Here is a 26715-nt window from a genome sequence, read left to right as displayed (position 1 = left end):
CCGACAGTGTACTTGAATAGCGATTAGTTTTGAAAGCAGTTAGACTAATGAAACACCAATTTTTCACTGATTATTTAACGAATCGGGATATGCTGACCATTTTTCAACGTTTACCTCTTTTGCATCGAGCGTTAATCTGCTGTTTTAGCGCACTTATTGTGGTTGCCCTATTTCTTCTTCCCGATCCTAGAAGCCTTCACGAGCAAGAAAATAACTATCAAGTCGGTCGTATTTACCCTCTAGAGATCAATGCCAAGGCTTTGTCACCTTCCGATCAAAAATTACCTATGGCAGTCATGCGTTGGGATACCCACAAAGTGCGCTCAGGCGAAAGTGCCTCTGTATTGTTTGATCGAATTGGTTTGTCACCTCGCCTATTGCATAACCTAGTAAGTAGTGATGACGAAATTAATAAACAGCTATCGCGCTTGCGTCCAAATGATGAATTGATTTTTGGATATGACGATCAGAATAATCTCATTCAATTGCAGCGTAAGATCAGCCCTTACGAAACCTTTAAAGCAGTAAAAAGTGGCGATAAATTTAAAGCTGTAACTGATAAGAAAGAAGTCTACACCCAACTTAATTACGCAGAAGCTAACATTACCTCAAGCTTTTGGAACGCCGCTATTGAAGCAAAACTAACACCGAACCAAATCATGAGTGTTGCGGGGATCTTTGGCTGGGATATCGACTTCGCCTTAGATATTCGTCCAAATGATAGTTTTAAGGTGCTATTTGAAGAAAACATTGTCGAGGGCGAATTCGTAGGTAGAGGTAAAATCTTAGCTGCACAATTCATCAACCAAGGTGACACCTTTAAAGCTGTTTTAGATGAAGACAGTGGTAACTATTACGACGAAAAAGGCCGCGCAATGAAAAAAGCCTTCTTGCGCTCACCGGTTGATTTTCGACGTGTAACTTCTAACTTCAACCCTAATCGTCGTCACCCAGTAACAGGAAAGGTCAGAGCCCATAGAGGCACGGATTACGCTGCCCCTGTTGGCACTCCTATATACGCGGCGGGCGATGGTGTCGTGCTTAAATCAGGTTATAACCAATTCAACGGTAACTATGTGTTTATTAAACACAGTAATATCTACATCACTAAGTACCTACACCTTCAAAAGCGCAGAGTAAAAGGTGGTCAAAGAGTTAAACAAGGACAAACCATAGGTACTTTAGGCGGAACAGGCCGAGTCACGGGCCCTCACCTTCACTACGAATTCTTGGTGAATGGCGTACATAAAAATGCGCGCACAGTTAAACTACCAGAAGCAAAATCTCTCACCGGTAACAAGAAGAAAGAGTTTATGAAGGTAGCCAGTCAACGTTTGGGTGAGTTAGAACGTTATCAGCATTTACTTACCGCTTCAGCAAACTAAAAAATTTCAGCTGACAGCTTTAAGCCTGACTGTCACACGCAAGTTAGATTAAATTGTATGTTAGGTTCTTGGGAAGTATTGAAAACTTATCCAAACAACTCGTCGTATCCGAGAGCTTTTATCGGGGACCTTTCGATTGTGTGCGTAGAAATAGATTCTCGATAAAAGCACTCGAGAATGACGCATATCTCAGAGCAGAGCTTGTGATCAAGAGACAAGCTACAAGCTGCAAGCCTGACTTTCATACACAAGTTAGATTAAATCGGCGGTTAGGTTTTTGGTAAGCATTGAAAACTTATCCCAAACAACTCGTCGTCCCCGAGAGCTTTTATCGGGGACCTTTCGATTGTGTGCGTAGAAATAGATTCTCGATAAAAACACTCGAGAATGACGCATAGCTCAGAGCAGAGCTTGTGATCAAGAGACAAGCTACAAGCTACAAGCCTGACTTTCATACACAAGTTAGATTAAATCGGATGCTAGATTCTTGGTAAGCATTGAAAACTTATCCCAAACAACTCGTCGTCCCCGAGAGCTTTTATCGGGGACCTTTCGATTGTGTGGCGTAGAAACAGATTCTCGATAAAAACACTCGAGAATGATGTATACCACAGGTGGGAATAACACCTACCTCATAGTTTGAATTGTGTTCAAGAGATAGGCGCTGAGCTATCAGCTAAAAGAGCGCCCCTTTCAATCTGTTTTTATCTTATTTCTTCCAAACATTAATAAACATGGCGTCAGTACCAGAGTTAGCACTGTAGCGAAGGCTAGCCCTCCGGCAATGGCTGTTGCTAGCTGGGTCCACCACTGAGTGCTAGGTGCGCCAATTTCAATTTTCTGGTTGATGAGATCTACATTGGTTTGTAGCACCATAGGCATTAAACCAAGAATGGTGGTAACTGTGGTAAGCATGACAGGTCGAAGACGCTGTACACCCGTTCGCAATATCGCTTCTTCTTTTGATAAGCCACGTTGACGCAATTGGTTAAAGGTATCTATTAAAACAATATTGTTGTTGACGACAATACCCGCCAACGCAATAACGCCAATGCCTGACATCACGATACCAAACGGGCGTTGGAACAAGAGCAAACCTGCAAAAACCCCAACCGTTGAAAACAACACTGCACTTAAGATCAATAACGCTTGATAAAAGCTATTAAATTGAGTGATCAGAATTAGAGCCATTACAGCCAGCGCCGCCAAGAAAGCGGACTGCAGAAAACTCGAAGAGTTTTGCTGCTCTTCATTTTGCCCTTTTATTCTAAACTCTACGCCTTCTGTTAGTTCCAAACCTTGCAATGCTTGCTGAATTGACGGTAACTCTATCGCGAGGTTATAGCCCTCGCTCATATCCGCCACGACATTAACAATACGCTTACCATCCAAGCGATTAATGGTGTCCTGCTTTGGTTCTGGCTTTACCTTCGCAAAATTAGTAATAGGCACTAATCCTACGTGTGTTTTTACTCTTAGCTCATCAAAACGACCAATATCTCGCTTATCTTCAGGGTAACGAACCAGTATATCCACCTCATCATCGGTATCATCGGGTAGGTAGTCCCCCACTCTTAAACCATTGGTAACAAACTGAACCGTATTACCCACCAAAGAAGCATCCGCGCCAAATCGAGACGCATCAGCGCGGTTTACATCGATAGTCCAATCAATACCTTCCTTGCTTGAATTGTCACTGATATTAGTCAAGGCAGGGTTACCATCAGCCCATAGACGTATTTTCTTGGCCGCTGAATCAATCAAATTAGGATCTCGAGAGGTCACCTCTATCACCAAGTCGTTCTCAACCGGAGGGCCTGCATCCGGAAACTTGTATTCAATCTCGACACCAGCAAACTTGTCCGTTCTTTCTCGCAGCTCTTCAATAATTTCTTTTACAGAACGGCGATTTTGCCAATCTACAGGTGTCACTTGTATGGTGCCTATTTCATCTTGACCGCCTGTTCGGGTGTAAACACTTTCAAGTTCAGGGTGACCTATGATCTCCCTTTCCAACTCGCGCATAATGCTGTCTTTCTCAATAATAGAGAGATCGCCATAAGAACGAGCCTTAACATTAAAGTAAGGTGGATCCACCTCTGGGAAAAACTCGGCACCAAGCCCTGCTTTGTTATAAGCAAAGCCAACAGCAAATGCCAACAGCACTGCACTCAACAACACTTTCAGAGGATGTTTAATGGCAATTGCGAGTGTGTGGTAATACAGTTTGGTAATGCCTGTAGCCTTTTCAAAATCACCATCGTGAAGTTGCTGCATACGAGTCTGCGTAGCCGCATTCATAAATTGAGGCTTACCAATCAAGCTACCTAAAACAGGCACAAATACCAGCGCCATTACCAAGGAAGCACTGAGAGTTGCTATCAAGGTCAGAGGAAGATACTTCATAAACTCGCCAGTGGTATCAGGCCAGAATAACAATGGAGCAAATGCGGCTAAAGTTGTTGCGGTTGAGGCGGTAATAGGCCACGCCATCCTCTTGGCTGCATCACGATAGGCCTCTTTGCGAGACGAACCTTCTTGCATTTTCCTATCAGCGAATTCAGTAACTACTATCGCCCCATCCACCAGCATTCCCACTGCCATAATAAGCGAGAACAGCACGACGATATTAACCGTCAGACCAAAGATAGAAAGTACCAGTAGACCGGTGAGGAAAGATCCAGGAATTGAAATACCGACTAAAAGAGCGGTGCGCATCCCAAGAATGGCAATGATAACAATAACGACAAGGATAATGGCTGACAGCACGTTGTTTTGAAGATCAGTCAACATGCGATCGACATCTTCAGAATCATCATAGGTGTACTTAACCAATAGGTTGCTTGGCCAATCAGGTAGCTTTTGAGCTTCTGCAATAACCGCCTTTACGATATCAACCGACTCTATAATATTTTCACCGGCACGCTTTTTGACATCAAGCACTACAGCACTTTCACCATCCAATCGTGCAAAACTCTCAGGATCTCTAAAAGAGCGTCTTACCGATGCGACATCACCAAAGGTAATCACTTGCTTGCCATCTACCTTAACCGGCAATTCAAGCACATCTTGCAAAGACGCAAAAACAGAGGGCACTTTCACTGAAAAGCGTCCATAACCGGTATCCACAAAACCTGCCGCCACTACGCGGTTACTCGCCGCAATCAAGTTATAGATATCTCCCTGATCAAGGCCATAGCTCTCCATCAATAGGGGATCAACGATCACCTCAACAATATCGTCGCGATCACCGGCTATATCTACTTCTAAGATCTGCTTGAAGCTCTCTAATTTATCTTGAATCCGACGGCCGATCTGAACGATGGTTCGCTCTGGCACTGTGCCATACAAAGCCACCGACAAAATAGGTTGTTCGCTGGCAAGGGTCACTTCATTTACTGTGGGATCATCACTGTCATCTGGAAGCTTTGATTTAGCCAGATCAACTGCCTCTCGAACATCTGTCATTGCTTTGTTGAGGTCACTGCCTGCCACAAATTCTAGCGTCACCGAACCATGCCCTTCAGATGCAGTAGAAGTCATTTTTTTAACGCCCTCAATTGAGCGAAGTTCTTGCTCTATGGGGCGTACTAGCATTCGCTCTGCATCTAGAGGTGAGATGCCTTGATGACTCACTGAGACATAAATAATAGGAATGGTAATGTCTGGGCTCGATTCCTTAGGAATAGTGATATAGGTATATACACCAGCCACTATTAGCATAAATAAAAGCGTTAATACTGTCCTAGAACGGTTGAGAGCAGCATCAATGATAGAGTGCATAATTTACCCTCTACTGTCGAACAGCGATGACAGAGTCACCATCACGAACAAAGCCCTGCCCTTTGGTGACAATTTCAACGCTGTCACCTAAGCCACTCAACCAGACACCATCTTGCTCAGCTTTTACAATCTGAATGCCAACAAAATACACCTTATTCTGCTGCAGTGTTTTCACGCCAAGGTTACCCGCTTCATCCAGTGCTAGCATCGCTGGCGTGACCTTAACCGCCATTTGAGTTTCCAGTTCAAGCTCGACCTCTGCACTCACGCCAGAGGGAAGCATTTGATCTTTATTCGCAATTTCTATTTCAATGGGAAAGGTATTGGTTGTCACAGAAGAGTTTCGAGACACATAGCGCAGGGTGCCCTGAAGTTTTTCGCCTCTAAGTAAGGTAATGTCGGCTGTTTGCCCTTTCTTTACGTGCTGGATATGTCGCTCGCTGAGATCAGCTTCAATAACAAGTGTTTCAAGATCAATAAGATGAGCCACCTCATCGCCACGCGACACATAATCCCCCAATTCAACATGTAAACGATCGATGATGCCATCAAACGGAGCTCGAATAATGCTGTTCTTGAGGCCTAATTTAACATTGGCGACCGTCGCTTTTGCATTGACAAGTTCAGCTTCTGCTTTAGTAAAAGCCACCTCATTCTGTAATCCACGTTTTTTAAGGGAGGTAGCAGCATCAAACTCTTTTTGTTTAACTCGCAACAAGGCATTTGCACGATCTAGCTGGATTTCCAAATCACCTTTGTCAATTAAAGCGATGATTTGCCCACGTTTGACCGTAGCACCCTTGCGAACCCTTAATGTTTTTATCGTGCCCGCGAGCTCGGCACTGAGTTCAACATGACGATTGGGAGCAGTTCGGCCATAGAGTTCGATTTTGCGAGCGACCGGCTCGGCATTGAATTGAGTAACAACAACCTTAGCTAAAGGTACGCTGCGTTCTGTTGCTGGAGGCTGTTCTGGGGACTGTTCTGCCCTAAGAGCGCCGGCTGCAAGCCAAGCACCAAGGACAACAACAAGAGTAAGCGAGATGATCCAAGGTCGTTGGGCAAAAAAATGCCCTGTCCTTCTTAACGGCATAACTAAATCCTTTTAATTATCAGTAGGCGACCTTGCCTAGCTGTTTATACGGCACAGCCTTTGTAATTGACTACTGTACCGAATACTGCCGGTTATTTCTGAGGGTAGGATCACACGCTAAATGAGGCTCCACAACCGCAAGTGGTTGTTGCATTCGGGTTATTAATGAAGAAACGTGCACCTTCAAGCCCCTCTGTGTAATCAACTGTTCCACCGATTAAATACTGCAAAGACATAGGGTCTACCACTAGGGTCACCTCATCTTTCACTATAATCGAGTCGCCTTCATTCACTTTCTCATCGAAGGTAAACCCATATTGAAAACCACTACAACCACCACCTGTAATGTATACACGCAGTTTAAGTTCAGGATTTTCTTCCTCTGTAATCAATACCTTAACGCGCGCAGCTGCTGCGTCAGAAAAATTCAAAGGGACATTTAATTCGCTCACCGAGACCTCTCTTTATTCGATGTTGCCACTCTAGGTGGCAGTGTTGTTGTGGCGATTATCTAATACCTGAGCAAAGTGTTCAAGTATTGTAATCTCGCGACTCGAACTAATAGTGAGACACAAGCGTTAGACTTGTGCCCAATATTTATTACAATGCTGTCATTCCCAAAATGCTATCCAAAAGCAAGGATTCTTTAATGAGCAAATCAGAAGCACTCTATCAGCAAGCACAAACCATTATTCCTGGTGGTGTTAATTCGCCAGTACGCGCATTTAATGGCGTTGGCGGTTCCCCACTTTTCATTGAACGCGCTGATGGTTCTCGTATCTATGATGCAGACGACAAGGCTTATATCGACTACGTCGGGTCATGGGGACCAATGATCTTGGGCCACAATAACCCTGTTATTCGTGATGCTGTTGTAGAAGCTGCGCAGCGTGGCCTTAGCTTTGGTGCTCCAACTGAGCTTGAGATCAACATGGCTAAGCTTGTGTCTTCTCTTGTTCCGTCAATGGAACAATTGCGTATGGTAAGCTCTGGCACAGAAGCGACCATGAGCGCAATCCGTTTGGCTCGTGGTTACACAGGTCGCGATAAGATCATGAAATTTGAGGGTTGTTACCACGGCCACGCTGATAGCTTGCTAGTTAAAGCAGGTTCTGGGGCATTGACTCTAGGCCAGCCAAGTTCACCAGGTGTACCTGAAGATTTTGCCAAGCACACATTAACCGCAACGTTTAACAACCTTGATTCAGTTCAAGCGCTGTTTGATGCCAATCCAGAGCAAATCTCATGCATTATTGTTGAGCCTGTTGCAGGCAACATGAACTGTATTCCGCCAATTAATGGCTTCTTAGAGGGATTGCGTGAAATCTGTGACCAAAATGGCGCACTGCTTATCTTTGATGAAGTAATGACTGGCTTCCGAGTTGCACTTGGCTGTGCTCAAGCGCATTACAACGTGAAACCAGACCTAACGACGCTAGGTAAAGTTATTGGTGGCGGTATGCCAGTAGGCGCGTTTGGTGGCCGTAAAGAAGTAATGCAACACATTGCCCCAACAGGCCCTGTATACCAAGCGGGTACACTATCAGGTAACCCTATCGCTATGGCAGCAGGTTATGCATGTCTGACTCAGCTGGCACAAGCAGGCAATGAAGAGCGTCTTAACGAAATCACAGCAAAATTAGCTCAAGGTTTCAAAGAGCGTGCAGATAAGCATGGAATCCCACTATTGGTGAGCCAAGTAGGCGGTATGTTTGGTTTCTTCTTTACCGACCAACAGCAAGTTAACTGCTACGAGGAAGTAGCGAAATGCGATGTTGAGCGATTCAAACGCTTCTTCCATCTAATGTTAGAAGAAGGGGTTTACCTTGCGCCATCTGCATTTGAGGCAAGCTTTACCTCTTTATCTCACTCTGATGACGATATTGAGCAAACGCTCGCAGCCGCTGACCGTAGTTTTGCCGCTTTATCCGCTTAGTATCAAGCAGTAAAAAGCGAATAAGGAGCCTTCGGGCTCCTTTTTTATTTCTAGCGATTCATGTTGCATAACGCTATGATTTATAATTACAAACACTATAAGTAGGCTGTTTCAAGTGCAAAAAAAATTCCAACTTACCTCAAGCCAATGGCTATTAATTGTTGCGCTACTGGTTTTTGCGTATGCCTGCTTTGTCTTAATTAGGCCTTATGTCAATTCAATCGTAATGGCGTTCATCATCTCTTTGCTGATATTCCCTATTCATGAGTGGCTTGATAAAAAGATGCCTACCATGAGAAATACCAGCGCCTTACTCTCATGCATTATTTTAACCTTTATCATCGTGATACCGCTGTTGCTAGTCTTCACTGCGATAATCCAACAGGGCTCATCTTTTTCCCAAGGAGTCTACCACTGGGTTACCGATGGCGGTGTGCAGGAGTTATTCGCTCAGCCTTGGGTGGTTAAGATCCTTGACATAGCAAATACGTACTTACCATTCGACACATTAAAACCCTCTGAAATAGGGCAAAAAGTCGCAGAACTTGCCAGCACATTCGGTTCTAATTTGGTTGCTATCAGTGCCTCCGTTGTGGGTAGCGCAACCAACTTCTTAATGAACTTTGGTTTGATGTTATTTGTGTTGTTTTTCCTACTGCGCGACCATGAAAAAATAATCAACACCATGCGTCATATTCTGCCTCTCTCTCGTTCACAAGAAGACCGACTTCTAGATGAGATTGAGAACGTCTCAAAGTCTGCCGTGATGGGGTCGTTCTTGACCGCGATCGCTCAGGGTGCTGCGGGTGGTTTTGCTATGTGGTTGGTGGGCTTCCCAGCATTATTTTGGGGCACAATGATGGGCTTTGCTTCCTTTATCCCAATCATTGGCACCGCATTAATTTGGGTGCCCACTTGCCTGTACCTTCTTTTAACTGGTGATACCAGTTGGGCCATATTCTTGTTGATTTGGTCAGTTGCAGTAGTCGGCTCTATCGATAACATCCTACGTCCTCTGCTAATGCAGGGAAGTGCGGGAATGAATACCTTAATGATCTTCTTTTCTTTGCTTGGTGGTTTGCATGTCTTCGGCTTAATTGGTTTAATCTACGGCCCGCTGATCTTTGCCATCACTATGGTGCTGTTTACCATGTATGAAGAAGAGTTCAACGACTTCCTCGATCAGCAAGATAACAACTAGTAAGAGTAAATTAATGAGTGCCTACACTGCCCCAAGCCAAATCGCTGAACGTCAACTTGCTTACTTCGCAGGAAAGCGAGTCGTCATTGCAGGAGAAGCTGAGGATCATTTCCCAAAACAGCTACAGCAGCATGCACAGGCGGTGACTGTATTTACGACCCATTATGGTTATCATCAACAAATGCAACGCATTGGTGTTGATAGCCAGTTTGGGGTTGAGTTTGATAATAATGTTGATGCAGACATGCTATTGCTTTATTGGCCAAAGGCAAAAAGTGAAGCAAAATATTTGCTCGAGATGATGCTAAGTAAACTGCCACCGGAAACAGAAATTGCCGTTATCGGCGAAAATCGCTCAGGGGTAAAAAGTATAGAAAAAATGTTTAAAGAGTTTGGTCTTATTAATAAATATGACTCGGCGCGCCGCTGCTCTTTTTACTGGGGGTTAAGCCAAACGCCACCCAAAACCTTTGAGCTCAACGATTACTTCAAGTCTTATCAAGTTGAACTAGAAGGCGTCACTATCGAAGTTCAAAGCCTGCCAGGAGTATTCAGCCATGGTGAGTTTGATTTAGGTTCTAAATTGTTGCTCGCTAACCTACCCAGGCTCAAGGGCAAGGTTCTCGACTTTGGCTGCGGTGCAGGCATTATTGGTGCAGCTATGGCACTCAAAAATCCCTCGATAGAACTAGAGATGTGTGACGTGAGTGCTTTTGCAGTGGAGTCAAGCAAGCGCACCCTAGAGGCAAATGGACTCAAAGGACGGGTATTTGCTACTGACGTTTACTCTGAAGCAAGCAAAGATTACCAATTTGTTGTCAGTAATCCGCCCTTCCACTCAGGATTAGATACCAGTTACAGCGCGACAGAAACTTTACTGACAGACGCTCCAAAGCATCTCACTCGTAGTGGCGAGCTTGTGATTGTGGCCAATAGTTTTCTGAAATACCCTCCAATTATCGAAAAAGCCTTTGGTAATTGTGAGACGACAAGTAAAACCAATAAGTTCGCGATTTACCACGCGACGAAATAAAACTGTGTGAGGCAACACGCTTTTTTAAGCCTTTGCTTGCCTCACTGCATTTGCCGAGTACATTTCAGCAATGATGATCTCATTATCAGGCCTTGAATTAGTACCCTATGTCAAAAAGTCACGCTCGCCCAAAGTTTAAACGTCTACAAAGCACCCTGATGGGCGCCTTTATGCTAGTCAGTCTTATCCCGATGCTGCTGGTCGCTTTTTTCTTTCTTCGATCTCACACTCAAGATCTTCAAGAACAAAGCACCACCTATCTAACTTCAATGAGAGATGGTAATACTAATAAGGTTACCGCTTATATTGGAAATCTTGACTCTGAGGTTATTGGCTTTGTTCATTCGGAATTGGCTTACGCCAGTGGCGGACGTTTTTATGGGCTGATTGACTCTTTCAGACGCTTAGGGGAAGACCTCGGCGAATCAAGAAGTATCGGTCAACAGAGATACATCCCCGGCTCTGGGAATGCGATCCGCACAAAAACTATCAAAAGCGACGACAACTACGCCAATGTTGAGCGGTACCGATTGCTGCACAAGCGCTATCATTCGACCTTTCAAAGCTTGGTAGAGCGTTCAGACTTCGACGATATCGCACTAGTTGATCTTGAAGGTAACGTCTCCTACTCAATCCAAAAGTACGATTACTATGCAACGAACCTTGATTCAGGACGCTACAAGAAAACTGAACTGGGCGAACTGTTTAAACAACTTAAAGACTATGTCGCCTCAAATAAAGACTCCTTGGAACAATATAATGACATTGTTCTTATGAGCGATTTCTCTATTAATGGTAATTCTGGTAACTCAGAGGAAGTAGCATGGTTTGCAGCTCCAATTGTGCAAAGGGGCTACTTACATAGCTACGCGTTTTTCCGACTCCCGCTATCGGCACTCACAGGCCTCATTACTGAAGAGCACCTCGTCAACCTGAACGTATCCTTGTTCGATAAATCCTTAAAGTTATTGGCAAGCAATAGCAACGATGTTGACCCAAAGCAAAGTTCACCAGTAGCCATAAAAGCCCTTGAAGGCTTTGCTGAAGTCAAGACGTACACAAACTTATCTGGCGATAATACCATCGCTGCCTATACACCTATTGATGTGCATGGTCTCACATGGGCCGTGGTCGTTGAAACTCCAGAAGAAGTCGCATTTGAACGAGTCAACCAACTATTTAAGCTGTTTTTCATCATTGTATTAAGTGCAGCCATTATCGTAGTGATAGCCTCCCACTACCTGTCTAACTTCATTACTACCCCATTACTCAAGCTTACATGGGCTGCCGAGCGGATCTCTGCCGGCGATCTTAAAGAAAATGTCGAAGGTACTAAGCGAAAAGATGAAATAGGCCGACTTGCGGTCAGCTTTGAAAGAATGCAGCGTTCAATTCGAGAAAAAATTGAGTTAATCAAAGAGCAAAACAAAGAACTTGAGTTCAACCTCGATACTATCGCCACACAAAACGGTGAGCTTCAACTTGCGGATAAGCTGAAAGATGAGTTTTTGGCTACCACGTCTCATGAACTAAGAACACCGCTACACGGTATGATTGGAGTCGCGCAAGCTATACTCAGCGAAGCTCATGGAAGCGTACCTCCATCCCAAAGATACCAACTAGAGATTATCATCAATAGCGGGCACAGATTGTCTAACTTGGTGGATGACCTATTGGATTACCACAAGATGCAGTATGGTCATTTACAGCTTGAACCTACCGCGGTTTCACTCTCGTCTGCATCTCAGTTGGTTGTCGAGTTATCAAAGCACCTCGTCGATAAGAAGCCCGTTCGCATCATCAACCAAATTGACAGTAGCTTGCCTATGGTCAGTGCCGATCCACAGAGGCTTGAGCAGGTGCTGTACAACCTTGTTGGTAACGCGATTAAATTCACTTCGGAAGGTAAAGTGATCTTAAATGCAGAGCAACAAGGTGAACACCTAAAAATACAAGTAATTGATACCGGACACGGCATACCCAAAGAAGACCTCAATAATATCTTTGAACCACTTACTCAAAGTAACGCTTCTGGCTACCATCAAGGTACTGGTCTTGGACTATCTATCAGTAAGCGTTTGATTGAAATCATGCGCGGTGAATTGACTGTTACTAGCCAACCCATGCTCGGCACGACCTTTACTATGATTCTGCCACTCGCAAGTAAGCAAGAACTTGATACCTTCAATAGCGAGTCAGAAACTGAGCATTACTCTCGAGAGGAATTTCATCAAACAGAGCTTGATGAGCAGTCTCTATCTCTGCCAAGCAATCCAGATGGCAAGCTAGTCATGATTGCGGATGATGAACCAGTCAACCTCAAGATACTAGAAAGTTTCTTGCGAGTAGAAGGATATAGAGTAGTAAGTGCGCACAATGGCCGTGAAGTGCTTGATCTCATTGCCGAGGAGAAACCCGACATTCTGCTATTAGATATCATGATGCCGGAGCTGAGTGGGTTCCAAGTTTGCGAGTATTTACGTAATCTTTACAACTACAACGAACTGCCTATCATCATGCTCACAGCACTGAATCAGGTAGAGGACAAAGTGAAAGGCTTTGACTGTGGCGCTAATGATTATCTGGTTAAGCCGTTTAATAAGCAGGAGCTCTCTGCACGAATTCAAGTGCATATTAATGCGAGTTTGTCGGAAAAACGTAGACAGGAAAATGACTCATTGAGCGCAGAGCTTTCTCAGCGAGAAAAGGTTGAATCTTTGCTTCTAGAGACTCAAACCAAGCTTTTAGAGCAACTCGAGAGCACCCCTGAAGCGATCGTTTGTATCAATGAAAACCACAAAATCACCTTTGCTAATAAGTCTGCAACTGAGTTATTAAAGCGCTCTATAGAGCAAGTTAAGCGCTCACAAATTGAAGAGTTTATAGCGCCCAAGCACTTGCAGTTTGATCAGCCACACCGCAGCATAGATATCGATATTTTTGTTGGTGAGACCAAACAGGTCATTGCCAGCGATATCTTCACCCTACCGCTAGAAACCGGCCTAAGAGGCATGATTATCTTCAATTCAGACCCTGATGATGCTAACCAACGCATCAACAATCTTGAGGTCGCTTTAGATGCCTTGGCTAGTTATGCTTTTTCCGGAGATAAGTCTCAACTCGAAGAGCTTAAAGAGATGGGTGATGAGTTTGCAGACTTAGTCGGGCAGTTGGATAACAGCAAAGACAGCAAACAGCAAAATATGCGACAGCTACTCGTAGACTGCATGTCATCAGCGCTTGAATATTGGGAAAACCACGATGGTAATACTAAGTTCAATTTCGCCGAGCAAAGCGGTCTATGGCGTGTGTATCTCGATAGAAGCACCCTTCAAACGAGAACGTTGGACAAATATCTAAGAATAGAAACGCTACCGAAAACACCTCGTTGGCGTACAGTACTCAATTCTCTAGACTTCATTCTTGCACATTCTGATCATGATGATGCCCAGCGAGCTCAAGTGGTCGGATTAAGAGATCAGTTACAAAACTTAGTCACACAGTAACCCTAGATCAAAGAGCTTATTACACACGGTAATGAGCTCTTTTTTGTTTCTACCCCTTATTTCTCCCTTCTAAAAAAGCACTAAAAACAACAAGAAATCTCTTCTATAAAAGCCCTGCATCGACCTAACTTAGCCAGAATTAATTAAAAATGGGAGCATAATCACAACAAATCCATGGTCATATTTTTAACTTGCGAATAAAGTAATGACGCTTTGATTAATCAAGATCACGAATCAACAAAAGCCTGATGCAAACAAAACATCAAAAAGGCACAGGAAGTAAGTAAGCACTAACAACAACCCTATCCCTCATTATTGCTTGTATAAAAAAAGAACGAAAACAGTATTTGATAACAATTCAATATTAACGATTTTGACATCAAAACAGTCTTGTTTAACGTTTTTGACGGGAATGTAAATTGACGATTTAACCTTGAGAGACAATTCTACTCTCAAGCAATGGTTCTCAGAGTCATACAGATGACCCGCCACAGTTAAGCAGTCAAGTCGTTGGGTGGCACTGTTCAAGCAATAGGCTCAGGCAATCAAGCTTGGTTACTTACTAATAAAGAAGCAAACACAGACTAAGGATAAACTATGCTTGCTAACATAAAAAAAACAGCTCTTGCTACCGCAGTAATCGCAACTGCAGTTACTGCTATCTCAGCACCCGTTGCAGCAAGATCGGAGCTGACTATCGTACCTGATTTTTACCCTACAATGGTTCGCAACTTTAACCCCTATCTGGCGACAAACCTGCGCACTACGACTGACTTTATTTATGAACCTTTGGTTGTTTTCAATGAGATGCACGGTAATACACCGGTGATGCGCCTGGCAGAAAACTTCACAATGGCTGATGACTTAAAGAGCGTTACCTTTGATATTCGCAAAGGTGTTAAATGGTCTGATGGTGAAGCCTTTACTGCTGACGATGTTGTTTTTTCTTTCGGCCTAGTGGCTTCGCACGCAGCGTTAGATCAAACAGGCATCAACAAATGGGTAAGCAAAGTAGAGAAACTGAATGATTATCAAGTTCGCTTCCTTCTAACGGAAGGCAACTCAAATGTTCCTTATGAAATTGCCAAGGTACCAGTAGTTCCCGAGCACGTTTGGTCAAAAGTGGAAGATCCAACATCATTTACCAACGAAAACCCTGTAGGCTCGGGCCCGTTCACTGAGATCGATACCTTTACACCACAGTTATATATTCAGTGTGAAAATCCGAATTACTGGGATGCAGACAATCTAAATGTTGACTGTCTTCGTGTTCCACAAATTGCGAACAACGATCAGCTTCTAAGTAAGATAGTAAACTCTGAACTGGATTGGACATCGTCTTTCATTCCAGACATTGACCGCACCTATAAAGCTGCTAATCCGAATCATGGTTACTGGTACCCACCAGCAGGCACACAAGCATTAGTAGTGAACTTTAAGAACCCAGACCCGGCTAAGCACGAAGCACTCACTAATGTGGATTTCCGCCGCGCTATGGGTATGGCCATTGACCGTGAAACCATCATTGATATCGCATTCTATGGCGCAGGGACCGTAAATGACTATGGTTCTGGGCTTGGCTATGCATTCGAAGCTTGGTCTGATGAAGGGACTCACAATAAGTTCCAGAAATTCAACTCTTACCACCCAGAAGATGCACAAAAATTGTTGAAAGAAGCCGGCTTCAAAGACACCAATGGTGATGGCTTTGTTGAAACTCCATCAGGCAAGTCTTTTGAGCTGTTAATTCAGTCGCCAAACGGTTGGACAGATTTTAACAACACCGTTCAACTGGCTGTAGAACAGCTAAACGAAGTTGGCATCAAAGCGCGTGCTCGTACTCCTGAGTTTGCGGTATACAACCAAGCGATGCTTGAAGGTACTTACGATGTCGCTTACACCAACTACTTCCATGGTGCTGATCCGCACCTATACTGGAACAGCGCATACAACTCAGCCCTTCAAGAAGGCAGCGGTATGCCTCGCTTCGCCATGCACTTCTACAAGAATGAAGAACTAGATAACCTACTAAACAGTTTCTACAAAACTGCTGATAAAGGTAAGCAAATGGAGATTGCACACGGTATTCAGCGCATCATTGCTGAACATCAAGTCACAATCCCAATCATGTCTGGTGCAAGTAATTACCAATACAATACTACTCGCTTCACGGGTTGGTGGACTGAAAACAACGCAAAAGGCCGTCCAAATGTATGGGCTGGTATTCCTGAGCGTCTACTTCACGTGCTAGATCTAAAACCTGTCGAGTAATCGACGTTAAAAGGCGCACCAAATGGTGCGCCGATTAATTCCCCTCAAAGTCAATAACAAGTATGGCGCTAAAGCGTCAGGGGACTCTTCGCCCAAAAAGCGAGCTTTATCCGATATAAGGAAAATAAATCGGATAGTTAAGGTGTAGGTATGGGATATTTTCTAAGACGTCTATCGTTCTATTTTATCGCGTTGCTGGTAGCAGCGACGATTAACTTTATTATACCGCGAGCAATGCCAGGTGACCCCGTTACCATGATGTTTGCTAATGCGACAGCCCAAGTAACTCCAGAGCGCATCGAGGCAATGAAACAACTGCTAGGTTTCGTTGATGGTCCTTTGTGGATGCAATACATCACTTATATCAAGAGTATTCTAAGCTGGGAGTTGGGTACTTCTATCAAATTCTACCCTCTGAGCGTGAATGAATTGCTCGGCGGCGCCTTTGGTTGGTCTTTATTTCTAGCAGGCACTGCTGTAGTGCTTTCATTTTCTCTTGGCTCAATACTAGGGGTCTTCGCTGCTTGGAAACGTGGCAGCAAATACGATACTTTTATTACCCCTGGCATGCTGGTTATTCAGGCGGTACCGCAGGTGGTTATTGCTATGTTAGCGATGTTCATCTTCGCCATTGGTCTTAAATGGTTCCCAACAGGCTACGCGTATACCGCTGGCATAACCCCAGATTGGACAAGCTGGGAGTTTATAAAGAACGTCGCCTATCACGCTGTATTACCTCTATTTTGTGCCTCGATTGTGCAGATTGGTGGCTTCCTTGTGAATATGCGAAACAACATGATCAACTTGCTCGCTGAAGACTACATCACTATGGCAAAAGGAAAAGGTCTTAGCGAAAATCGAGTCGTGTTTAATTACGCTGCACGAAATGCTTTATTGCCAAGTGTTACTGCCCTATCCATGTCGCTAGGTATGGCAATTGGTGGGCAATTGATTATCGAAATTATCTTCAACTATCCTGGTCTTGGCACAGTACTGTTTAATGCAATTACCGCTCGCGATTACCAAGTGTTGCAAGGGCAACTATTGATCATGACCCTATTCATGCTGTTCTTTAACTTACTAGCCGACATGCTGTATGTACTGCTAGATCCTCGCTTACGCAAGGGAGGCAAGTAATATGAAAGACATACTAAAACTGGTTCGAGGCAATACCGTTGCCATGATTGGCGTCGCTATTCTAAGCACATTCTTATTTATTGCTATTGCTGCACCGCTGATCACGCAACATGCTCCGGATAAACGCACAGGTAAACCTCACGAATATCCGGGGTTGATCGTCAAAGCTGCGCAAGCAAACCCTGAGGGTTGGGTGGCACAAAACCTAGCAACAGACAACCGTACCCTACGAATGTCTAAGGATGCAGAACACACCTTAGGTACAACGCGCATGGGACGAGATGTTTGGGCACAAGTAGCCTATGGTGCTCGCGTATCTTTGGCCGTTGGCTTTGGTGCGGGCATCACTGTATGTTTTCTTGCCACTATTATTGGCGTTTCCGCGGGCTACTTTGGTGGCAAGGTGGATGAATTCCTGACCGCCGCAATGAACATCATGCTAGTTATTCCTCAATATCCGTTGCTGTTCGTTGTTGCTGCATTTATTGGTGAGGCCGGGCCATTAACCATTGCCCTTATCATAGGGATCACCTCTTGGGCATGGGGGGCTCGCGTTGTAAGAGCTCAGACCCTGGCATTACGCGAAAAAGAGTTTGTTAAGGCTGCAGAAGTACTGGGTGAGTCTTCATTTAGGATCATCTTTGTGGAAATACTGCCAAATCTTATCTCTATTGTGGGTGCTAGTTTCATTGGTTCTGTGATGTACGCCATCATGATGGAAGCCACTATATCGTTTTTAGGTATGGGCGATCCCAACACTATCAGTTGGGGCATTATGCTTTACAACGTACAAACCTCTTCTTCAATGCTGATTGGCGCTTGGTGGGAATTACTCGCACCTTGTATGGCGCTGACGCTGTTGGTCACAGGCCTAGCTCTACTTAACTTTGCGGTTGATGAAATTGCTAATCCACAGCTTCGCTCTCATAAAGGTATGCGTCGCTGGAAAAAAATGGCCAAGTTAGACAAAAAAGAACGTAAATCTGAACCAATTAAAGTTCCAACTCACCCAATCATGCGCGGAGACTGATCATGACTGAACCATTAATTTCTGTGCGCAATCTTTGTGTGGATTACATTACCGATGCCGGCGATGTAAGAGCGTGTAATAACGTGAGCTTTGATATTGCTCCCGGTGAAGTGTTTGGCCTAGCCGGAGAATCCGGTTGTGGTAAATCCACCGTAGCCTTCTCTCTTATGCGCCTGCATAAGCCACCAGCTTTTATCTCCGGTGGAGAGGTGATCTTTAACGGCGAAGATATTCTTCAATACAGTGATGACCGTATGCAAGCGTTTCGCTGGAGCGAAATGTCTATGGTATTTCAAAGTGCGATGAACGCCCTTAACCCAGTGCTGCCAATCGAAGAGCAGTTCTGTGACGTAATCATGCGTCACACTAACATGACTCGAGAGCAAGCAATTAACCGTGCTGAGGGATTGCTGGAGATCGTTGATATCCACCCGAGCCGACTCAGCGATTTTCCTCACCAATTCTCTGGCGGTATGCGTCAACGATTAGTGATTGCAATTGCTTTGGCTTTGAACCCTAAGATGATCATTATGGATGAACCTACCACAGCACTTGATGTAGTGGTACAGCGAGAGATCTTGCAAAAGATCTACGCATTAAAAGAAGAGTTTGGCTTTTCTATCTTATTCATCACCCATGATCTTTCATTGATGGTCGAGTTCTCAGATCGCATTGGGATTATGTATTCCGGTGAATTAATTGAAGTTGCTCCTGCCAAGCAAATTCTCGAGCACCCTTTCCACCCTTACACTCGTGGATTAGGGAGCTCTTTCCCTCCACTCACTGGTCCTAAAACCAAGTTGACAGGCATTCCTGGTAATCCATTGAACTTATTGGAAATCCCAGAAGGTTGCCGCTTTCAGGCACGTTGCTCCGAGGTCACAGAGCGATGCAAGACAGTACCCACACACCTGCGCCAAATAGAGCATCAACGCTTTTCAAACTGTCACCTGTTTGGTGAGCCTATCGCACAACAAGAAGTCAGCTAAGGCCAATGGAGAAGTAACATGAGCAAAGCAACAGGCGAATTACTCATTGAAGGCAAGAACTTAGTCAAAGACTTTCCTGTGAGTAGCAATGCGCTAAAAAACCCAATGATGCGAGCCATTAATGACGTGTCATTTAAGATGTATAAGAGCCGTGGATTATCCGTAGTTGGTGAGTCTGGTTCTGGTAAATCCACCACCGCTAAGATGATTGCCAAAATGTATGCCCCTAGTAACGGCTGCATCGAATATCGTGGTCGTGATATCCAAACCATCACTAAAAAGTCTGATCTTATGCGCTACCGAGAGGGCGTGCAAATGGTATGGCAGGACCCATTTGGCTCTCTCAACCCAACCCACAACATCTTTCATCATATTGCTCGACCACTTCTGATCCACAAGAAGGTGCCATCAGGGAACAAGAAAGAGCTACAAGAGCGTGTTTATGACCTTCTTGAGCAAGTTGGTTTAATTCCTCCAAAGGAAACAGCAGAGAAATTTCCTCATCAACTCTCTGGCGGTCAGCGTCAAAGGGTAAATCTAGCACGCAACATTGCTGTAGGTGCAGAAGTGGTACTCGCTGATGAGCCCACCTCAATGCTAGATGTGTCTATTCGAGCTGGCGTACTAAACCTGATGGAAGAGATGAAATTTGAAAAGCAGATGTCTCTTCTGTACATCACTCATGACATTGCCACGGCGCGTTACATTGCCGAAGACATCGCCGTTATGTATGTAGGTCATATGGTGGAATGGGGGGATACCGACGAGGTTATTGCCAATCCGCAACACCCGTATACACAATTGTTGGTTTCTGCAGTGCCCGATCCAGCTAAATCTATCCATGAAAAATTAGCTGGGAATAAGGGGGAAATACCCCTTTGGACTCCAGAGTCTGCTGGTTGCCCTTTTGCAGGGCGTTGCCTACACGCTACCGACAAATGTAAAGATAAACTCCCTGAAGTCACTCAACTGTCCGAAAACCACTTTGTGCGCTGTTATTTGCACGAGGGTTAAGGGTGACTTCTATTTTGGCCCCCACTATTGGGGGCTATTTTTCTATAAGGAATAACGACTTATGCAGTTGTTAATCAATCAAATCGGCTATTCCACTGCGGCCAATAAACAAGGTGTACTTCTTTCCCCTCACCCACTTAAAACAGCAGATAAATTACAAGTCAGTATTGTTGATACCGAGACCCAAAAAGAGGTGGCCCGCATTGCTCTACAATCCGGTGAACAAGTAGATCAATGGAATATAGGTTGGAGTTATCCGTTTAACTTTAGTCAACTCAACAAGAGTGGCATTTATCAGATTCGCTTTGAAGGCAGTGCGTCACACTCTTTTGAGATTCAACCTCAACTTCTGTTCAAGCGCACCTTCTCTGATCTTTTGCATTATTTCAAATCTCAGCGTTGTAGTGGTATTTATGATCAAGCAGATCAACAAGCGAAACTATTTGGCTCAGATCAAACCATGGATATCTCTGGAGGTTGGTATGATGCTTCTGGCGATGTAAGCAAATATCTAAGTCACCTATCCTATGCCAACTATCTGAACCCGCAGCAGATTCCTATGTTGGTGTGGAACCTGCTCTCTAGTTTAGACAAGTTAAAAACTGAGCCAAGTTGCCATTCTTTTACGCAAACTCGTCTGATGGATGAAGCTCTATTTGGCGCTGATTTTCTGGTGCGAATGCAAGATGAAACAGGCTTCTTCTACATGACGGTATTCGATCAATGGAGTAAAGACCCAGCTCAGAGAGACATCTGCGCCTATAAAACCCAAGCAGGCATTAAGCTTGATAGTTATCACGCAGGCTTTCGTCAAGGGGCGGGAGTGTCCATTGCAGCTCTAGCCTCTGCGGCTAGGCTTGAACACTGTGGCGAGTTTAGCAATACCACTTATTTGGAAAAAGCAGAGCTCGGATACTGGCATCTAATTGAACACAACCAAGACTACCTAGACGATCACACTGAAAACATTATTGATGAATATTGCGCTCTACTTGCGAGTATCGAACTCTATAAAACAACCCAAAAGTCCCACTATTTAGACGAAGCACGCAGTTGGGCTAATAGATTAATTGCTCGCCAATCTAGTGATAATGATTGCCATCACTTTTGGTCAGCCAACAGTGATGGCTCTCGCCCTTATTTTCATGCTGCTGAAGCTGGATTGCCAGTTATCGCCTTATGTTCTTTTCTCGATATTGAGACAGATACAACAATGAGAAGTCAGGTAGTCGATACTATCAACGCATCACTAATGTTTGAGATGAGCATCACTCAAAAAGTGGCGAATCCCTTTGGGTATCCTAGACAATATGTCAAAGATGTTAGTGGAGCGAAACGTGATGCCTTTTTTATTGCTCAAGACAACGAATCAGGCTATTGGTGGCAAGGAGAGAATGCCCGCCTTGCTTCACTAGCCGCTATGGCACATTTTTCACTGCCTTATCTATCTAAGCACCTAATTCCTCAAGTAAAAAACTACGCACAGCAATCCCTCAACTGGGTTCTTGGTCTTAACCCCTATGATATGTGTATGCTCGATGGACACGGACACAACAATCCAGACTACCTTCCTGAGTTGGGTTTTTTCAATGCGAAAGGAGGCATTTGCAATGGCATTACCGCAGCCTTCAATAACCCGTCAGGCATCGGGTTCAACCCCGAAGAATACGCAGACAACTTAGAACAAAATTGGCGTTGGGGTGAACAATGGCTACCTCATGCAGCATGGTACCTATTAGCCATTGCCTATCAAACCAGTGATGAATTATCAGGAGACTCTCAATGAGCCTATTTCGTCTCGACTTAAAAGTGATAAACCAAACTGAGCAACGTACTCGATTTTCAATGACGATAAGTAACCACTCTTCACTAATACTTAAAGATTGGACTCTCTACTTTTCGATTACCCGTCTCTTAGACGCGAACAGCATTACTCAAGGTGAGCTCTCTCAGGTGGGTAGCTTTTGCACTTTAAAGTCTCTGCCAAGGCTTGAAAATGGCGACCTATTCAACACTGAATTTGAGATGCCAACTCCGCCTTTACAGCTACAATGTGATGGTATTTTAGAGGCATTTATCACTACCCATGAACAATACATTGTCGATGTAACGCCTCTGCAACTCATAGAGCCACAATCAAACGCACAGCCTTTAAAAATGATAAGCAAGGCAAGCATAGGCATAATTCCTAAGCCTCAAGAGATACAAATTGGCTCTGGTGTCTTTGAGTTTTCCCAAAAAGAAGGCGTGTTCTCAGAGTGTAAGCAAGCAGAAGAAGCCGTTTTATGGCTGATTGAAGCAAAGCCTGAACTTGATTTGTCCCTAGGGGATCAAACAAGCAGAATCGAATTTAAGCAACTTGAAAGCTTACCTCACCAATCTTATCAATTAGAGGTGTCCCGTAACTCAATCACTCTATTTGCCAGTGGTTCCCAAGGGTTTAGTCACGGTGTTGCTTCTTTATTGCAACTGCTTGGCAATGGAGTGAAAGCCACTTGCATTCAGATATCAGATAGCCCGGTCTATGACTATCGAGGAATGATGCTAGATTGTTCCAGACACTTTCATGAACTAGATCAAGTGAAGTTGACCATTGATCAACTTGCCCGTTATAAATACAACCACTTTCATTGGCATCTCACCGATGATGAAGGGTGGCGCATTGAGATAAAGGCCTTCCCTGAGCTCACCGATATAGGCGCATGGCGAGGCAAAGATCTGCCTCTTACCGCTCAATTCAAACACATCGATTCCAAGTATGGCGGCTTCTATTCTCAGCAACAAATAAAAGAGGTGATTGCCTACGCTAAGCGTCGTGGGATCACGGTTATCCCTGAGATCGACATACCGGGTCACTGCCGAGCGGCGATCAAGGCTCTGCCTCATCTTTTGCTCGATAGTGATGACAGGTCAATCTACCGCAGTGTACAGCACTATACCGACAACGTGCTCTCCCCTGCGTTAGAGGGAACTTATGTATTCCTCGATACAGTATTAGAAGAGGTGGCACAGTTGTTTCCTGCACCTTATGTACATATCGGTGCTGATGAAGTCCCTGAAGGAGTTTGGACGGATAGTAAAAAATGCCAAGCAGTAATGACTAAGCACGGTTACTCTGATGCGAAAGAACTGCAAGGACATCTACTGCGCTACGTAGAAAACAAATTACATAGTTTGGGCAAGCGCATGCTTGGCTGGGAAGAGGCTCAGTATGGAGATAAGGTTAGCCAACAAACCGTGATCTATTCATGGCAAAGTGAAGAAGCTGCCATAAAATGCGCACGCAAAGGCTTTGATGTGGTGCTGCAGCCAGGTCAATACACCTACCTCGATATGGCTCAAGAATTTGATGCCACTGAGTCTGGATTTTATTGGGCGAACATTACTCCGCTCAAACACGCTTATCACTATCGTCCATTGAGTGAGATTGAGGCTAACGATCCTATCCAACAAAAGGTGTGGGGAATCCAAGCGGGATTATGGTGTGAACTGATTGATAGTGCTGAGCGACTGCAATATATGGTGCACCCAAGGTTGCAAGCCATCGCAGAGGTAGCGTGGACTAAAGAAACCAACAAAGACTGGGATGATTTCTTATCTCGTTTACAGATTGATTTGCAAGCATTAGACGGTCGCGATATCCACTACCGCAACCCTTTCTATTAAAAAGCCAGTAGTTGAGTTGGGGTTAAGGTAACGTCAACTCGACTACCAATGTCTAATTGTTCTATGGAGCTAGACAGCAGCTTATGTCCATCAACATCAATAACATAGCGGAAGTGGTCACCCATGAACTGCTGTTCTAATACTTTAGTTAATCCATCAGGAGTTGCAGTCAGTTGCAGATGTTGAGGTCTAAACAATATATGAGCCTGCTCATCTGTACTTTGCTGCTTAGATAGCGCTTTAACCACACCTAGAGCTGTCTGATATAGCCCTTGCTCTACTCTACGCCCGGGTAAATAACTGCCACCGCCAAGGAAGTCAGCAACAAATCGGCTCGATGGATTGTGATACAAATCGCTTGCGGTACCAAACTGCTCTATCACTCCCTTATTCATCACTGCCATCTTATCCGCAAAGGCAAAAGCCTCTTCTCTACTATGGGTAACAAAAATAGCCGTTACCCCTGCTTGCTTGAAAATAGAGCGGATCTGAGCAATCAGTTTATGGCGCACTTGGGTATCGATATTCGAAAACGGTTCATCGAGCAGTAATAGGTCTGGTTTATAAGCAAGAGAACGCGCAATCGCCACTCTCTGTTGTTGACCACCAGACAATTGGTGTGGATAACGATCACCGAGTTCCTGTAGGTGTACCATTTCAAGCATCTGCAAGACACGTTCTTTTTGCACCTCTTTCGCCAACTCTTGAATACCAAAACAGATATTCTCGGCCACTGTAAGGTGTGGAAACAACGCATAATCTTGAAAGATCATCCCAATATTTCGTTGTTCTGGTGCTATCCAATGCTTACCATCATCAATAACGTTACCGTTAAGTTCAATATACCCCTTTGTTAAGGGTAGCAAACCTGATATTGCCTTAAGCAGTGTGGTTTTCCCACAACCGCTAGCCCCCAGCAAACAGACAATTTCTCCCTGTTTAACCTTTAAAGACAAAGACTCAAGAACAGTCTGGTTGTCATACTTACAGGTGAGGTCTTTAATGGCTAAGGTACGGCTCATTAGTGTGGTTGCTCCAAAGAACGGTTGACGATAATTAACGGGATCAATCCAACAAGCACAAGAAGCACAGCAGGCATCGCCGCGATTTCCAATTGCTCATCAGAGGCAAAGTTATACACGTAGGTGGCAAGAGTTTCAAAGTTAAATGGTCGTAGTAGCAATGCCGCATTTAACTCCTTCATTGACTCGATAAACACCAATAAAAAGGCAATCAACGCTCCACGTTTCATCAATGGGATATGCACACGCTGTAGCATTTGCGTACTGTTGCAGCCCATAGTACGAGCAGCCATATCCAATGATGGTGACACTTTATTCATACTGCTCTCAATAGTACCAATGGCAACAGCAGAGAAGCGTACAACAAATGCAAATACGATGGCGAACATAGAACCAGAGAAGATAAGTCCAGGTCGACCCCAATCCATTGCCTTCGCAATATCATTAATGAAATGATCAGCAGTTAGTACGGGGACCATCACACCAATCGCAAGAACAGTCCCCGGAACGGCGTAGCCTAGGGATGCCAAACGTACGAACACATTGCTACTGGTTGTGGTTGATAGGCGATTATAGAAATTAAGTACAACCGCGATAACAAGGGCAATCAATGCCGCCAGTACCGAAACCTGCAGACTGTTCATTGCATATTGATAAAATTGAGTCGTCCAACTTTGTGAAAAGTAACGATAAGCATACTGACAAAGCTGAAGTAACGGGAAGATAAAAGCAACCGCAACAATAGACCAACACCAAGTAACTGCCGCCCACTTTTTCCAGCCTTTCAGTTCATAGCGGAAGTTTTCATGACTATTAAATTGATTTTGGAACAGCTTCTGCTTGCGGCGACTGTAACGTTCAGCACTGATAAGCAGGATAATGACCAATAGCATAATCGCTGAAATTTTAGCGGCTGCGCCCAAATTAGAGTAACCAAGCCAAGTATCAAATACAGCAGTGGTGAGGGTATTCACAGCAAAGTAACTTACCGTACCAAAATCACCAATCGCCTCCATCGCTACAAGAGACAAACCAACGGCAATTGAAGGTCGAATAATTGGTAACGATATACGCCAAAAACTTTGCCACGGCGAACATTTTAGCAATCTAGCTGATTGCAAAATACTTACGCTTTGTTCCATGAATGCAGCGCGACACAGCAGGTAAATGTACGGATAGAGAACTAATGACAACACCCAGATAGCGCCACCTAAGGTGCGCATATCAGGAAACCAATAATCTCCAGGTCCCCAGCCAGTAAGGTCTCGTAGGAAAATCTGCAAAGGGCCTGCAAAATCAAACCAGTCCGTAAACACGTAACCGACGATATAACCTGGCATTGCCAGCGGCAGTACCATTGCCCATTGCAATATTTTCTCAGAAGGAAGGCGACACATGGCCATTAGCCAAGCGCTTGGAATACCAATTAACAAAGACAGCAACATCACACCAAATACCAACCAAAAGGTATTTGAGACATAGGTAGGCAACACCGTAGCAAAAAGGTGGGTGAACAAGTCATTGTCACCACCAATACTGGTGTAAAAAATAGCTAAAATTGGCAAAACCAGTAGCACAGCTAAGAGTGCGCTACTGGTTCGAAATACTGGGTAGTTTTCTTTCATCAAATAACTTGAAAAGGCGCCCTA

General features: G+C 44.4%; 17 protein-coding genes. 12 read left to right on the top strand and 5 right to left on the bottom strand.

The genetic code is table 11. From position 1 onward, the window contains the following. The first annotated feature begins 89 nt into the window (after positions 1-89). On the top strand, positions 90-1385 hold the full coding sequence (locus tag OCU48_RS02625; RefSeq protein ID WP_141343954.1) for a peptidoglycan DD-metalloendopeptidase family protein: 1296 nt from the start codon (positions 90-92) through the stop codon (positions 1383-1385). Between the two features lie 693 nt (positions 1386-2078). Here the strand turns inward: OCU48_RS02625 and OCU48_RS02620 are convergent. From OCU48_RS02620 to erpA, 3 genes are all read right to left on the bottom strand, one after another. Next, entirely contained in the window at positions 2079-5168 is a 3090-nt protein-coding gene (locus OCU48_RS02620; protein WP_141347166.1) for an efflux RND transporter permease subunit, read from the bottom strand. 10 nt (positions 5169-5178) lie between these two features. Next, positions 5179-6261 carry an efflux RND transporter periplasmic adaptor subunit gene (locus OCU48_RS02615; protein WP_141347165.1) on the bottom strand — a complete coding sequence of 361 codons (1083 nt, stop codon included), beginning with the start codon at positions 6259-6261 and terminating at the stop codon, positions 5179-5181. 110 nt (positions 6262-6371) lie between these two features. Next, positions 6372-6713, bottom strand: a complete 342-nt coding sequence (erpA, locus tag OCU48_RS02610; protein ID WP_017028370.1) for an iron-sulfur cluster insertion protein ErpA — start codon at positions 6711-6713, stop codon at positions 6372-6374. Between the two features lie 197 nt (positions 6714-6910). On the opposite strand from erpA, the gene hemL reads away from it, so the two are divergent. From hemL to OCU48_RS02555, 11 genes are all read left to right on the top strand, one after another. Further along, positions 6911-8197 (top strand): glutamate-1-semialdehyde 2,1-aminomutase, encoded by a 1287-nt coding sequence (gene hemL / locus OCU48_RS02605; protein ID WP_141347164.1) that lies wholly within the window; start codon positions 6911-6913, stop codon positions 8195-8197. Between the two features lie 115 nt (positions 8198-8312). Beyond that, positions 8313-9398 carry an AI-2E family transporter gene (locus OCU48_RS02600; RefSeq protein WP_141347163.1) on the top strand — a complete coding sequence of 362 codons (1086 nt, stop codon included), beginning with the start codon at positions 8313-8315 and terminating at the stop codon, positions 9396-9398. Positions 9399-9411: 13 nt separating this feature from the next. Beyond that, positions 9412-10431, top strand: coding sequence for a 16S rRNA (guanine(1207)-N(2))-methyltransferase RsmC (gene rsmC, locus OCU48_RS02595; RefSeq protein ID WP_141347162.1), 1020 nt, complete (start codon positions 9412-9414; stop codon positions 10429-10431). Positions 10432-10538: 107 nt separating this feature from the next. Continuing rightward, the gene (locus OCU48_RS02590; protein ID WP_141347161.1) at positions 10539-13937 is read left to right on the top strand and encodes a response regulator; all 3399 of its coding nucleotides are present in this window, start codon (positions 10539-10541) and stop codon (positions 13935-13937) included. Between the two features lie 597 nt (positions 13938-14534). Beyond that, positions 14535-16208 (top strand): ABC transporter substrate-binding protein, encoded by a 1674-nt coding sequence (locus OCU48_RS02585; RefSeq protein ID WP_141347160.1) that lies wholly within the window; start codon positions 14535-14537, stop codon positions 16206-16208. 150 nt (positions 16209-16358) lie between these two features. Further along, positions 16359-17345: an ABC transporter permease gene (locus OCU48_RS02580; protein ID WP_141347159.1), complete on the top strand. Its 987-nt coding sequence runs from the start codon at positions 16359-16361 to the stop codon at positions 17343-17345. A gap of 1 nt (position 17346) precedes the next feature. Continuing rightward, positions 17347-18375, top strand: a complete 1029-nt coding sequence (locus OCU48_RS02575; RefSeq protein WP_141347158.1) for an ABC transporter permease — start codon at positions 17347-17349, stop codon at positions 18373-18375. Positions 18376-18377: 2 nt separating this feature from the next. Further along, positions 18378-19364, top strand: a complete 987-nt coding sequence (locus tag OCU48_RS02570; RefSeq protein WP_141347157.1) for an ABC transporter ATP-binding protein — start codon at positions 18378-18380, stop codon at positions 19362-19364. A gap of 18 nt (positions 19365-19382) precedes the next feature. Further along, positions 19383-20378: an ABC transporter ATP-binding protein gene (locus OCU48_RS02565; protein WP_141347156.1), complete on the top strand. Its 996-nt coding sequence runs from the start codon at positions 19383-19385 to the stop codon at positions 20376-20378. Between the two features lie 61 nt (positions 20379-20439). Continuing rightward, positions 20440-22164 (top strand): glycoside hydrolase family 9 protein, encoded by a 1725-nt coding sequence (locus OCU48_RS02560; protein WP_141347155.1) that lies wholly within the window; start codon positions 20440-20442, stop codon positions 22162-22164. After that, the gene (locus OCU48_RS02555; RefSeq protein WP_141347154.1) at positions 22161-24044 is read left to right on the top strand and encodes a beta-N-acetylhexosaminidase; all 1884 of its coding nucleotides are present in this window, start codon (positions 22161-22163) and stop codon (positions 24042-24044) included. Before OCU48_RS02560 ends, OCU48_RS02555 begins: the two co-directional genes overlap by 4 nt. Here OCU48_RS02555 and OCU48_RS02550 read toward each other — a convergent pair. Continuing rightward, positions 24041-25066 carry an ABC transporter ATP-binding protein gene (locus OCU48_RS02550; protein ID WP_141347153.1) on the bottom strand — a complete coding sequence of 342 codons (1026 nt, stop codon included), beginning with the start codon at positions 25064-25066 and terminating at the stop codon, positions 24041-24043. The genes OCU48_RS02555 and OCU48_RS02550 overlap by 4 nt on opposite strands. Next, the gene (locus OCU48_RS02545) at positions 25066-26691 is read right to left on the bottom strand and encodes an ABC transporter permease (RefSeq protein ID WP_141347152.1); all 1626 of its coding nucleotides are present in this window, start codon (positions 26689-26691) and stop codon (positions 25066-25068) included. Before OCU48_RS02545 ends, OCU48_RS02550 begins: the two co-directional genes overlap by 1 nt. Between the last annotated feature and the right edge of the window lie 24 nt (positions 26692-26715).

Origin of the sequence: Vibrio inusitatus (assembly GCA_024346935.1) — a bacterium.
GTDB lineage: Bacteria > Pseudomonadota > Gammaproteobacteria > Enterobacterales > Vibrionaceae > Vibrio > Vibrio inusitatus.
Note: the sequence above shows the minus strand (reverse complement) of the source record. Positions and strands in the feature narration are given on the sequence as shown.

Coding starts and splice junctions, on each gene's coding strand:
- OCU48_RS02545 (WP_141347152.1), bottom strand. CDS start 26,691: ATGAAAGAAAACTACCCAGTATTTCGAACCAGTAGCGCACTCTTAGCT.
- OCU48_RS02625 (WP_141343954.1), top strand. CDS start 90: ATGCTGACCATTTTTCAACGTTTACCTCTTTTGCATCGAGCGTTAATC.
- OCU48_RS02570 (WP_141347157.1), top strand. CDS start 18,378: ATGACTGAACCATTAATTTCTGTGCGCAATCTTTGTGTGGATTACATT.
- OCU48_RS02575 (WP_141347158.1), top strand. CDS start 17,347: ATGAAAGACATACTAAAACTGGTTCGAGGCAATACCGTTGCCATGATT.
- OCU48_RS02565 (WP_141347156.1), top strand. CDS start 19,383: ATGAGCAAAGCAACAGGCGAATTACTCATTGAAGGCAAGAACTTAGTC.
- hemL (WP_141347164.1), top strand. CDS start 6,911: ATGAGCAAATCAGAAGCACTCTATCAGCAAGCACAAACCATTATTCCT.
- rsmC (WP_141347162.1), top strand. CDS start 9,412: ATGAGTGCCTACACTGCCCCAAGCCAAATCGCTGAACGTCAACTTGCT.
- OCU48_RS02590 (WP_141347161.1), top strand. CDS start 10,539: ATGTCAAAAAGTCACGCTCGCCCAAAGTTTAAACGTCTACAAAGCACC.
- OCU48_RS02620 (WP_141347166.1), bottom strand. CDS start 5,168: ATGCACTCTATCATTGATGCTGCTCTCAACCGTTCTAGGACAGTATTA.
- OCU48_RS02585 (WP_141347160.1), top strand. CDS start 14,535: ATGCTTGCTAACATAAAAAAAACAGCTCTTGCTACCGCAGTAATCGCA.
- OCU48_RS02560 (WP_141347155.1), top strand. CDS start 20,440: ATGCAGTTGTTAATCAATCAAATCGGCTATTCCACTGCGGCCAATAAA.
- OCU48_RS02550 (WP_141347153.1), bottom strand. CDS start 25,066: ATGAGCCGTACCTTAGCCATTAAAGACCTCACCTGTAAGTATGACAAC.
- OCU48_RS02555 (WP_141347154.1), top strand. CDS start 22,161: ATGAGCCTATTTCGTCTCGACTTAAAAGTGATAAACCAAACTGAGCAA.
- OCU48_RS02615 (WP_141347165.1), bottom strand. CDS start 6,261: ATGCCGTTAAGAAGGACAGGGCATTTTTTTGCCCAACGACCTTGGATC.
- OCU48_RS02580 (WP_141347159.1), top strand. CDS start 16,359: ATGGGATATTTTCTAAGACGTCTATCGTTCTATTTTATCGCGTTGCTG.